At 72.5% G+C, this 11,694-nt stretch carries 10 protein-coding genes; 9 read left to right on the top strand and 1 reads right to left on the bottom strand.

Annotated elements, in window-relative coordinates; translation table 11 throughout:
* The first annotated feature begins 31 nt into the window (after positions 1-31).
* The 3 genes from cobT to ACIBJC_RS24040 all read left to right on the top strand — a co-directional run bounded on the left by cobT (position 32) and on the right by ACIBJC_RS24040 (position 3,773).
* Positions 32-1,150: a nicotinate-nucleotide--dimethylbenzimidazole phosphoribosyltransferase gene (gene cobT / locus ACIBJC_RS24050; RefSeq protein ID WP_399295689.1), complete on the top strand. Its 1,119-nt coding sequence runs from the start codon at positions 32-34 to the stop codon at positions 1,148-1,150.
* 77 nt (positions 1,151-1,227) lie between these two features.
* Positions 1,228-3,057 (top strand): phosphatidylglycerol lysyltransferase domain-containing protein, encoded by a 1,830-nt coding sequence (locus ACIBJC_RS24045; protein ID WP_399295686.1) that lies wholly within the window; start codon positions 1,228-1,230, stop codon positions 3,055-3,057.
* Positions 3,054-3,773 (top strand): hypothetical protein, encoded by a 720-nt coding sequence (locus ACIBJC_RS24040; RefSeq protein WP_399295684.1) that lies wholly within the window; start codon positions 3,054-3,056, stop codon positions 3,771-3,773. The genes ACIBJC_RS24045 and ACIBJC_RS24040 overlap by 4 nt, the downstream gene beginning before the upstream one ends.
* Here ACIBJC_RS24040 and ACIBJC_RS24035 read toward each other — a convergent pair.
* Positions 3,770-4,534, bottom strand: a complete 765-nt coding sequence (locus ACIBJC_RS24035; protein ID WP_399295682.1) for a hypothetical protein — start codon at positions 4,532-4,534, stop codon at positions 3,770-3,772. The two genes, ACIBJC_RS24040 and ACIBJC_RS24035, sit on opposite strands and share 4 nt — an antisense overlap.
* Here ACIBJC_RS24035 and ACIBJC_RS24030 point away from each other — a divergent pair.
* From ACIBJC_RS24030 to ACIBJC_RS24005, 6 genes are all read left to right on the top strand, one after another.
* A complete protein-coding gene (locus ACIBJC_RS24030; RefSeq protein ID WP_399295680.1) occupies positions 4,533-4,682 on the top strand; it encodes a hypothetical protein in 150 nt (49 codons plus the stop codon). The two genes, ACIBJC_RS24035 and ACIBJC_RS24030, sit on opposite strands and share 2 nt — an antisense overlap.
* Positions 4,683-4,763: 81 nt before the next feature.
* A complete protein-coding gene (locus ACIBJC_RS24025) occupies positions 4,764-5,558 on the top strand; it encodes an adenosylcobinamide-GDP ribazoletransferase (protein WP_399295678.1) in 795 nt (264 codons plus the stop codon).
* Between the two features lie 218 nt (positions 5,559-5,776).
* Entirely contained in the window at positions 5,777-7,306 is a 1,530-nt protein-coding gene (locus ACIBJC_RS24020) for a leucyl aminopeptidase (protein WP_399295676.1), read from the top strand.
* 211 nt (positions 7,307-7,517) lie between these two features.
* Positions 7,518-8,906, top strand: a complete 1,389-nt coding sequence (gene lpdA / locus ACIBJC_RS24015; protein ID WP_399295674.1) for a dihydrolipoyl dehydrogenase — start codon at positions 7,518-7,520, stop codon at positions 8,904-8,906.
* Between the two features lie 220 nt (positions 8,907-9,126).
* On the top strand, positions 9,127-10,923 hold the full coding sequence (gene sucB, locus ACIBJC_RS24010; RefSeq protein ID WP_399295672.1) for a 2-oxoglutarate dehydrogenase, E2 component, dihydrolipoamide succinyltransferase: 1,797 nt from the start codon (positions 9,127-9,129) through the stop codon (positions 10,921-10,923).
* Between the two features lie 108 nt (positions 10,924-11,031).
* Positions 11,032-11,655: a GntR family transcriptional regulator gene (locus tag ACIBJC_RS24005; RefSeq protein ID WP_399295670.1), complete on the top strand. Its 624-nt coding sequence runs from the start codon at positions 11,032-11,034 to the stop codon at positions 11,653-11,655.
* Positions 11,656-11,694 lie beyond the last annotated feature (39 nt).

Raw genomic sequence — 11,694 nt, 5'->3', positions numbered from 1 at the left:
AACCGAGCCCTCAAAAATGTACTGTCGCCGAATGAGTTCGCTGAATCTCGATGACTTCTCCGATCTGATCGAGCGCCCCGACAGCGGTACCCGGCGTGACGCCGAGGAACGCCGGGAGCGGCTGGTCGTGACACCCGGGGCGCTCGGGCGCCTCGACGAGCTGGGTGAGTGGCTCTCGGCCGCGCAGGGGTCCGTACCGGTGAGGGCGGTCGAGCGGCCGCGCGTGGTGCTGTTCGCCGGGGATCACGGTGTCGCCGGTCTCGGTGTGTCGGGCCGGCCCGCGGGCAGTGCGCATGTGCTGGTGCGGGCGGTGCTGGACGGGGCGAGCCCGGTCGCCGTGCTGGCCCGCCGGGCCGGGGTGTCCGTACGGGTCGTGGACGCCGGTCTGGACTGTGATCCGGCGCTGCTGCCCGAGGCGGTCGTACGGCACCGGGTGCGGCGCGGCAGCGGGCGGATCGATGTCGAGGACGCGCTGACGCAGGACGAGGCGGAGCGTGCCGTACGGCTGGGGATGGCGATCGCGGACGAGGAGGCGGACGCGGGGACGGATCTGGTGGTCCTCGGCGATCTCAGCGTGGGCGGTACGACGGCCGCGGCGACCCTGATCGCGGCGCTGTGCGGCACGGACGCGTCCGTGGTGACGGGGCGGGGCGGCGCGGGCATCGACGATCTGGCGTGGATGCGCAAGTGCGCGGCGGTGCGGGACGCGCTGCGCCGGGCGCGGCCGGTGCTCGGGGATCAGGTGGAGCTGCTGGCGGCGGTGGGCGGCGCGGATCTGGCGGCGATGACGGGGTTCCTGTTGCAGAGCGCGGTGCGCCGGATGCCGGTGATCCTGGACGGTGTGGTGTCGGCGGCGTGCGCGCTCGTGGGGCAGCGGGCGGCGTTCCGGGCTCCGGACTGGTGGCTCGCGGGCCAGTTGAGCGGGGAGCCCGCGCAGGCGAAGGCGCTGGACAGGATGGCGCTCAACCCGCTGCTCGACCAGGGCGTCACTGTGGGGGAGGGTTCCGGGGCGCTGCTCGCGCTTCCCCTTGTCCAGGCCGCCGCCGCGCTCGCCGCGGAGCTGCCGGAGAGGCCGGTGCCCGAGGCCGCGGAGGAGGCCGGGGACGCCGTCGGTGTCGCCGGGTCCGACGGGGTGACCACGACGGAGTAGGGGCATCGGACGCGGCGGCCGGGACGGGCCGCCGCCTCACCCGGCATGGAGCGCGATGCCCCATATGATCGCGTTTCATGGGAGAAGTCCACGTGCGTGTCGACCGATCACCCCGGGTGGGCGCCCCGGATCCGAGGGACACCCCGGGCCGGGGCACGGTCCGTTCGCTGCGGGCCGCCGCGTACGCCGTCTGGTATCTGCGGACCGTCGCCTTCATCAACTTCCTGAGCGCCGTGTGGGTCTCGCTCGGCCAGGACCTGCGCCGGCACAACGTCGACGACTACTTCACCCCGTACCTGCTGACGGCGGGGTTCGCCTCCGGGGTCCTCACGCTCTTCCTGGCGATCACGATGCGGCGCCGCAAGCGCGCCGCGTGGATTCTCAATCTGGTCGTCTCGGGGCTGTTCCTGCTGCTGTTCTCGTTCGCGATGACGTTCGCGGAGATCCGGCACTACGCGCAGAACTGGGTCTCGCTGGGGCTGACGGCCTCGTTCGTCGCGGCGCTGCTGCTGGGGCGCCGCGAGTTCTACGCGAAGGGTGACCGGTCCAATCCGCGGCTGGCCGCGGTGGTGGCGATGGGCGGGCTGCTGACGGCCTCGCTGCTGGCGGCGCTGCTGGTGACCGTCACGAACACGGCGCACGGCGGCTCGTCGTTCCCCGAGCGGTGGCGGTACGGCACGATGCGGCTGGTCTCGCTGGCGGCGGACGACGCGCGGTTCCCGGGGATCGCCACGCCCGGCTGGGTCGATGTCGTCATCAACGTCCTCTCGACGCTGCTGCTGCTCGCGGTGGTGTACGCGGCGTTCCGCGCGCGGCGCGCGGTGGATCCGCTGACGGTGGACGACGAGGCGCGGCTGCGGGTGCTGCTCGACCGGTACGGCGAGCGGGACTCGCTGGGCTACTTCGCGCTGCGCCGCGAGAAGAGCGTCATGTGGTCGCCGACGGGGAAGGCCGCCGTCGCCTATCGCGTGGTGGGCGGGGTGTCGCTGGCGTCGGGGGATCCGATCGGGGATCCGGAGGCGTGGCCGGGGGCGATCACGCCGTGGCTGGCACAGGCGCGGGAGCACGGCTGGATCCCGGCGGTGATGGGGGCGAGCGAGGAGGCCGGGACGATCTACGCCCGGCACGGTCTGGACGCGCTGGAACTGGGCGACGAGGCGCTGGTGGAGACCGCCGACTGGGCGCTCGCCGGGCGTCAGCCGGGGAAGCCCGCCGCGCTGGAGGGGCGGGCGATGCGCACGGTGCGGCAGGCGTACAACCGGGTCGCGCGGGCCGGATACCAGGTCAGGATCCGGCGTCATGAGGACATCCCCGCCGAGGAGATGGCCGGGCTGCTGCGGCGCGCGGACGACTGGCGGGACGGGGCCACCGAGCGGGGCTTCTCGATGGCGCTGGGAAGGCTGGGCGATCCGGGCGACGGGCGCTGCGTGATGCTCGAATGCCTGGACAGGGATGGTGCGTTGCGGGCGGTGCTGAGCTTTGTGCCATGGGGTCCGCACGGTCTCTCGCTCGATCTGATGCGCCGTGACCGGGACGGCGAGAACGGCCTGATGGAGTTCATGGTGATCGAACTCCTCCAGCGGTCCGGCGAGATCGGGATCGCGCAGGTCTCGCTGAACTTCGCGATGTTCCGGTCCGTCTTCGAGCGCGGCGCGAAGCTGGGCGCGGGGCCCGTGCTGCGGCTGTGGCGTTCGCTGCTCAGCTTCTTCTCCCGGTGGTGGCAGATCGAGTCGCTGTACCGCGCCAACGCCAAGTACCGGCCGATCTGGGAGCCACGCTTCATGCTCTTCGAGAAGAGCGCGGACCTGCTGCGCATCGGGCTGGCGGCGGGCCGCGCGGAGGGCTTCCTGGAGGCGCCGGGGCTGCCCGGGTGGCTGCATCGCCGACGGCTGGAGAGCCGCCGGTGACCGAGGGGGCGAGGGGGGCGGCGTTCCGTACGCGGCTGCGCCGGTTCGCCCGGCGGGAGTGGGCGCCGCTGCTGACGACGGTGTGGACCACGCTGTCCGAGCGGCGCCTGCGGGCCGTACCGATGACGCTGGCGGCGGTGGGACTGACGGCCCTGTTCCAGGTCGCGCAGAACCAGCCGTGGGGATACCGGCCGGTGATGGACCTCGGGGCGGTACGGGCCGAGGATCCCCTCGGGGCGGCCCTGCTCCGTACGCCGCTGTCGCTGTTCGTACCGGCGCTCGACCTGCCGGTGTGGGGCGCGCTGGCGCAGATCCTGCTGGTCTTCGGGGTCGCGGAGATCTGTCTGGGCCGGTGGCGGACGCTGCTGATCGCGTACGTGGCGACGCTGGCCGGGACGCTGTACGCGCGGATCGGTGTCGCGCTCGGGCCTCAGGTCTTTCCGGGGCTGCCCGCGTCGGACGCGGAGATCGTCGACACGGGCCCCTCGGCGGCGGTCGTGGGGCTCGCGCTGTTCCTGTGCTGGCGCCACCGGGCCTGGTGGACGGCGGGGGCGCTGCTGCTGGCGCTGATCGGGGAGTGCCTGGTCAAGGACAATCTGGCGGGCCGGGAGCATCTGGTGGCTTCGGCGGCGGTGCTGGCGCTGACCGCCGTACTGGAGCGCAGGCGGCGTGCCGGGCGGCGGCCCCGCCCCGGGTTCCGCTGGGGTTTGCCCTAAGGCTTGCCGGGGGTGCCGCCGATGGCTTTGTCGGGGGTCCCGCCGATCCAGTCCTGGACGCGGCGGCGCGGGCCGGCCCAGCGCAGGTCACGGCGGTAGGCGCGCAGCGCCGCCCTCGCGCGTGCCTTGGGGCGGCTGCGGTAGAAGCGGCGGGCGTACGGCGATCCGGGGCGGGCCAGCCGGATCGCGCCGACGAGCGCGACGAAGGGCACGAGCGTGCCGATGAGAGTCATGCGGAGCTTGCCCTTGAAGAGCGCGACGAGCACGAAGACGAAGTTGACCAGGAGGGTGAGGATCGCGGAGCCGCGGCTCTGTTCCTGTCCTGGGGTGAGCTCGTTGACGTCGAGCGGCGAGAACCCGCTGAGGACGAGCAGGGCGAGCGCGGCGGCGAGGACGACGACCTCCACGCTCTGACGGCCCTGTTCGCTCCAGTACACGTCGTGGAGGTGGAGGATCAGCGCGAACTCGTCGAGTACGAGCCCCGCGCCGATGCCGAAGATCACGGCGCAGACGCAGGCGGTCACACCGTGGCGTCCGCTGCCGACGGCGCCGAAGCCGCCGATCACGGTGAGCACCACACCGGGGACCACATGGTGGATGTGCGTCCCGCCCGCCGCGATGTTCCGGAAGGGGCCCTTCCCGGCCCGGATGAGCCGGGTGACCGTACGCGTCAGCAGGAAGGTGAGGACGAAGGAGGCAAGGGCGAGCAGGGTGGGGAGCTTGCCCGGCTCGGTGATGTTCTGGTGGAACCAGTGCCCCATGCCCTCTGCTGCCCTCTGCTCCCGAATCCGCGCCGCACGCGCCGTACGCGCCGCACGCGCCGTACGCGCCGTACGCGCCGTACGCGCCGCACGCGCCGTACGCGCCACATACGCCGTACGCGCCACATACGCCGTACGCGTAACTTAGTACCTTTCGCTACATTCACACCTTTCGGCTCCGTCCGCCCTGCCCCGGGGACGGCGCCGGCGCCCGGCTACCCTTCCCGCGATGAGCTCCTCGAACGACCGCGCCTCGCTCGCCGACGGCCTGCGCTTCGCGTTCGGCACCCTCACCGTGTTCCCCGTCCGCGTGGCGCGCTGGGACCGTACGGCCGCCCGCGCCGGGATGCTGAGCGCCCCGGCCGCCGGGCTGGCCGTGGGCGGCTGCGCGGCGGCGGCCGGGGCGCTGCTGCTCTTCGCGGGCGCCTCGCCGCTGCTGGCCGGTGTGGCGGCCGTCGCCGTGCCCGCCGTGCTCACCCGGGGGCTGCACCTGGACGGGCTCGCGGACACGGCGGACGGCCTGGGCAGCGCCAGGCCCGCCGAGGACGCGCTACGGATCATGAAGCGGTCGGACATCGGCCCGTTCGGCGTGATCACTCTGCTGCTGGCCCTGTTCGCGCAGGTCGCGGCGGTGGCGGAGCTGTACGGCGAGAGCCCGGCCCGGGGCGCGGTGGCGGCCGTACTGGCCGGGCTCGTCGCGCGGCTCGCGCTCACCCTCGGCTGCCGTACGGGGGTGCCCCCGGCCCGTCCCGAGGGGCTGGGCGCCACGGTGGCGGGCACGGTGCCGCTGCCGGCCGCCTGGTGCGCGGCGGCGCTGGTCATCTGCGCGGGCGCGGCGGCGGGCGGGCTCTTCGGGGCGGCCGGCGCCGTGCACCACGCGCTGGCGGTGGTGGCCGGGCTCGGTGCGGCGGGGCTGCTGCTGGCGCACTGCGTACGGCGCTTCGGCGGGGTCACCGGCGATGTGTTCGGCGCGCTCGCCGAGACGGCCACGACGGTGGTCCTGGTCACACTGACGCTGGGCTGACGCCCTGCCGCGAGGTCGCGGCAGGGCCGTGCCAAAAGGCCGTAGCAAAAGGTGGGGAACACCCCCACAGACGAGTGAACCGCCGCCGCCGTGAGAGCCGTCCATCACTGAGCGTAGGCTCGTCCCCGCCGCGCGCGGCCGGGACGGGCGACGCGGCGGTGACGGCCGGTGCAACCCCCCGGCCGTCGAGAACTCAATGGAAGCGAGATTTCACCACCGTGACTGCTCTCACTCTTAAGCCTGCCGGCGCGGCGACCCTGCGCGTCGACGCGATCGTCGTCGGCGTCGCGAAGGGCCCCAAGGGGCCGGTGGCGGCTCCGGGCGCCGAGGACGTGGACAAGGCGTTCGACGGAAAGCTCGCCGCCGTCCTGGAGACCCTCGGCGCCTCCGGCGGCGAGAGCGAGGTGACCAAGCTGCCCGCGCAGGGTGGTCTGAAGGCCCCGGTCGTCATCGCGGTCGGCCTCGGCCCCGTACCGGAGAAGGACGAGACGTACGGCGCCGAGACGCTGCGCCGGGCCGCCGGCTCCGCGGCGCGCGCCCTCTCCGGCGTCAAGAAGGCCGCGTTCGCGCTGCCCGTCGAGGCGGTCGAGGACATCGAGGCGATCGCCGAGGGCGCGCTGCTCGGCGCGTACGCCTTCACCGCCTACCAGGGCGGCGAGAAGAAGGCGAAGAAGGGCGAAGGCCCCAAGCAGCCGCTCGGCGAGGTCGCGCTGGCCGGCGCGAAGCCGCGTGACAAGGCCCACAAGGCCGCGGCGGAGCGGGCGATCGCGCTGGCCGAGGAGGTCAACCGCGCCCGTGACCTGGTGAACACCCCGCCGAACGACCTCACGCCCGAGTCCTTCGCCGCCGTGGTCACCGCCGCGGGCAAGGAGCACGGCATCAAGGTCCAGGTCCTGGACGAGAAGGCCCTCGCCAAGGGCGGCTACGGCGGCATCCTCGGCGTCGGCCAGGGCTCGGCGAACCCGCCGCGCCTGGTGAAGCTCGCGTACACGCACCCCGGCGCGGAGAAGACGCTCGCGCTCGTCGGCAAGGGCATCACGTACGACTCGGGCGGCATCTCGCTGAAGCCCGCCGGGCACAACGAGACGATGAAGTGCGACATGAGCGGCGCCGCCGCCGTGTTCGCCGCCGTCGTCGCCGCCGCGCGGCTGGGCCTGCCGGTCAACATCACCGGCTGGCTGGCGCTGGCCGAGAACATGCCGTCGGGGACCGCGATCCGCCCCGGTGACGTGCTGCGCATGTACAGCGGCAAGACCGTCGAGGTCCTCAACACCGACGCCGAGGGCCGGCTCGTGCTGGCGGACGCGCTGACCCGCGCCTCGGAGGAGAACCCGGACGCGATCGTGGACGTGGCGACCCTGACCGGCGCGATGGTGCTGGCGCTGGGCAACCGCACCTTCGGCATCATGTCGAACGACGACGCCTTCCGTACGTCCCTGCACGAGATCGCCGAGGAGGCGGGCGAGGCGTCCTGGCCGATGCCGCTCCCCGGCGACCTGCGCAAGGGCATGGACTCCCCCACCGCGGACATGGCGAACATGGGCGAGCGGATGGGCGGCGGGCTGGTCGCGGGTCTCTTCCTGAAGGAGTTCGTCGGCGAGGGCATCACCTGGGCGCACCTGGACATCGCGGGCCCGGCGTTCCACGAGGGCGCCCCGTACGGCTACACCCCCAAGGGCGGCACGGGCTCCTCGGTGCGCACCCTGGTGCGGCTGGCGGAACGTACCGCCTCGGGCGACCTGGCCTGACCGGGGACCGGTGGGGTACGGGGGTCACGGTGCGGGCGGGGAGTGCCGCCCGCACCGTGACCCCCGACCCCGTCGGGCGGCGCACCGTGCAAAGATGGGTAATCGGCAGGACAGGGCCCCCACCACAGGGCCGAAGACATAGCGGCCGAAGACCAGCCGCCGCCCGGTCAATGTGAGACCGCGCCCGGCGCACATGCATGGAGGACGTGACGTGGCGAACGACGCCAGCACCGTTTTCGACCTAGTGATCCTCGGCGGCGGTAGCGGCGGTTACGCCGCGGCGCTGCGCGGAGCGCAGCTTGGTCTGGACGTCGCACTGATCGAGAAGGGCAAGCTGGGCGGCACCTGCCTGCACAACGGCTGCATCCCCACGAAGGCCCTGCTGCACGCCGGCGAGATCGCCGACCAGGCGCGCGAGAGCGAGCAGTTCGGTGTCAAGGCCACCTTCGAGGGCATCGACATCGACGGGGTCCACAAGTACAAGGACGACGTGATCGCGGGCCTGTACAAGGGCCTGACCGGCCTGATGGCCTCCCGTAAGGTCACCGTCATCGAGGGTGAGGGCCGGCTCTCGTCCCCCACCAGCGTCGATGTGAACGGCCAGCGCGTCCAGGGCCGCCACATCCTGCTCGCGACCGGTTCCGTACCGAAGTCGCTGCCGGGCCTGGAGATCGACGGCGACCGGATCATCTCCTCGGACCACGCGCTGACGCTGAACCGCGTCCCGCAGTCCGCGATCGTCCTGGGCGGCGGCGTCATCGGCGTCGAGTTCGCCTCGGTGTGGAAGTCCTTCGGTACGGACGTCACCGTCGTCGAGGGTCTGAAGCACCTGGTCCCGGTCGAGGACGAGAACAGCTCCAAGCTGCTGGAGCGCGCGTTCCGCAAGCGCGGGATCAAGTTCAACCTCGGTACGTTCTTCGAGAAGGCCGAGTACACGGAGACGGGCGTCCGCGTCACGCTCGCCGACGGCAAGACCTTCGAGGCGGAGGTGCTGCTGGTCGCGATCGGCCGCGGCCCGGTCTCGCAGGGCCTCGGGTACGAGGAGCAGGGCGTCGCCGTCGACCGCGGCTATGTCGTCGTCGACGAGTACATGCGCACGAACGTGGAGACGATCTCGGCGGTCGGTGACCTCGTCCCGACCCTCCAGCTCGCGCACGTGGGCTTCGCCGAGGGCATCCTCGTCGCCGAGCGGCTGGCCGGTCTGAAGACCGTCCCGATCGACTACGACGGCGTGCCCCGGGTGACGTACTGCCACCCCGAGGTCGCCTCCGTCGGCATCACCGAGGCCAAGGCCAAGGAGATCTACGGCGCGGACAAGGTCGTCGCCCTCAAGTACAGCCTCGCGGGCAACGGGAAGAGCAAGATCCTCAAGACCGCCGGTGAGATCAAGCTCGTCCAGGTCAAGGACGGTGCCGTGGTCGGTGTCCACATGGTCGGCGACCGTATGGGCGAGCAGGTCGGCGAGGCTCAGCTCATCTACAACTGGGAGGCTCTGCCGGCCGAGGTCGCGCAGCTCATCCACGCGCACCCGACCCAGAGCGAGGCGCTCGGCGAGGCCCACCTGGCCCTGGCCGGCAAGCCGCTGCACTCCCACGACTGATGGCCAGTGCCGCGACCGGCAATGTTTGACCCGAAGGAGCGTCGTCCGGTGCGTGCGATCGCAAGGCGGCCGGAAGTCCTTGTAGCGGAGCTACCAGGACTTTTGGCCAACGCCGCGAGCGTGCGTGCTGGGCGGCGCGACGGGGCGAACACTGCCGCGAGGGGCACTAGGTCCGGGCGCGACGACCACTTCCGTACATTCGTTAGGAGCAACTGAAACCATGTCGGTTTCTGTAACCCTGCCGGCGCTCGGCGAGAGCGTCACCGAGGGCACTGTCACCCGCTGGCTGAAGGCCGAGGGCGAGCGCGTCGAGGCCGACGAGCCGCTGCTGGAGGTCTCGACCGACAAGGTCGACACCGAGATCCCGGCGCCCGTCGCCGGTGTACTGGCGTCCATCAAGGTCGCCGAGGACGAGACCGTCGAGGTCGGCGCCGAGCTGGCCATCATCGACGACGGTACGGGCGGCCACGAGGCGGCCCAGCCGACGGAGGCCGCACCGGCCCCCGTGGCCGAGTCCACCCCGGCGCCCGCCGCCGAGCCCGCCCCGGCTCCGGCTGCCGAGGCTCCGGCCGCTCCGGCCCCCGCGGCCGAGGCCGCTCCCGCCGCGGCCCCGGCCGGTGGCGCCTCCGGTACCGATGTCACGCTGCCCGCGCTGGGCGAGTCGGTCACCGAGGGCACCGTCACCCGCTGGCTGAAGGAGGTCGGCGAGGAGGTCGCGGAGGACGAGCCGCTCCTTGAGGTCTCCACGGACAAGGTCGACACCGAGATCCCCGCCCCGGTCGCCGGTGTGCTGCTGGAGATCGTGGTCGGCGAGGACGAGACCGCCGAGGTCGGCGCGAAGCTGGCCGTCATCGGCGCCCCGGGCGCGGCTCCGGCCGCTCCCGCCGCCCCGGCTGCTCCGGCTCCGGCTGCCGCTCCGGCCCCGGCCGCCCCCGTGCAGGAGGCCCCGAAGGCTCCGGCGCCCGCGCCCGCCGCCCCGGCACCGGCTCCCGCGCCGGCCCAGGCCGCCGCTCCGGCTCCGGCCGCCCCGGCGCCCGTCACCCCGGCTCCGGCCGCGCCCGCCGCGCCGGCCGCTCCCGCGGGCGACGACGGCGCGTACGTCACGCCGCTGGTCCGCAAGCTGGCCGCGGAGAACGCGGTCGACCTGGCGTCCGTCAAGGGCACCGGCGTCGGCGGCCGGATCCGTAAGCAGGACGTCATCGCCGCCGCGGAGGCCGCCAAGGCCGCCGCTGCCGCTCCGGCCCCGGCCGCCGCCCCCGCGGCATCCAAGGCGCCGAAGCTGGAGGCGTCCCCGCTGCGCGGTCAGACCGTCAAGATGCCCCGCATGCGCAAGGTCATCGGCGACAACCTGATGAAGGCGCTGCACTCGCAGGCCCAGCTCACCTCCGTGATCGAGGTGGACATCACCAAGCTGATGCGGCTGCGCGCGCAGGCGAAGGACTCCTTCGCCGCCCGTGAGGGCGTCAAGCTGTCCCCGATGCCGTTCTTCGTCAAGGCGGCGGCCCAGGCGCTGAAGGCCCACCCGGTCATCAACGCCCGGATCAACGAGGACGAGGGCACGATCACGTACTTCGACTCGGAGAACATCGGTATCGCGGTGGACTCCGAGAAGGGTCTGATGACCCCGGTCATCAAGGGTGCGGGCGACCTGAACATCGCCGGCATCTCGAAGAAGACCGCGGAGCTGGCGGCGGCCGTCCGGTCCAGCAAGATCACCCCGGACGACCTGGCGGGCGCGACCTTCACCGTCAGCAACACCGGCTCGCGCGGTGCGCTCTTCGACACGATCATCGTGCCGCCGAGCCAGGTCGCCATCCTGGGCATCGGCGCCACCGTGAGGCGCCCGGTGGTCATCAACCACCCGGACCTCGGTGAGACCATCGCGGTGCGCGACATGACGTACGTCGCGCTCTCCTACGACCACCGTCTGGTGGACGGCGCCGACGCCGCCCGCTACCTGACGGCGGTCAAGGCCATCCTCGAAGCGGGCGAGTTCGAGGTGGAGCTGGGTCTCTGACCCGGGCCGTACCAGACACGCCGTACCAGGCACAGCCCCCGTCCGGAGACTGTTCTCCGGGCGGGGGCGCCGTATTGTCTAGACGTCTTCCGGCCCGAGGAGCCCTTCATGAGTCCGCCCGTCGTCCACTCGCTGCGGGAACAGATCCGCGAGCACATCGTGGAGGGGATCGTCAGCGGTCGCTGGAAGCCGGGTGAGCGGATCGTGGAGCGCCGGATCGCGACGGAGCTCCAGGTCAGCCAGACGCCCGTACGGGAGGCGCTGCGCGAGCTGGAGTCCCTGCGGCTGATCGAGTCGGCGCCGAACAAGGGCGTACGCGTCCGGAACCTGACCGCGGCCGACCTGGAGGAGAGCTATCCCGTACGGGCCGGTCTGGAGCAGATCGCCGCAGAGCTGGCCGCCGAGCGGCTCGCCGTGGACTGCTCGGCGCTGGAGCCGCATGTGGCGGCGCTGTACACGGCGGACCGTACGGCCGACGGGACCGCGCAGGTACGGCACACGGTGGGCTTCCACCGGGAGCTGGTGCGGGCCGCCGGTAACGGAGTGCTGCTGCACACCTGGGAGGGGCTCGGCATCGAGGTGTTCACCGCGCTGTCGATCCGCTGGCTCGGCACGGTGCAGAAGTCGTACGCCGAAGAGCATCAGGAGCTGGTCGAAGCGTTCCGCAGACGGGACCCGGGCATCGGCTCACTGGTGAAGGACCATGTGCTCGGATGCGCACCGCGTGCCTGATTCCACCCCATCTGTCATGAATTACCGTCCGTCACTCCG

Source organism: Streptomyces sp. NPDC050509 (assembly GCF_044457965.1).
GTDB lineage: Bacteria > Actinomycetota > Actinomycetes > Streptomycetales > Streptomycetaceae > Streptomyces.
The sequence above is the reverse complement of the archived record's forward strand: the minus strand, read 5'-3'. Positions and strand labels throughout refer to the sequence as shown.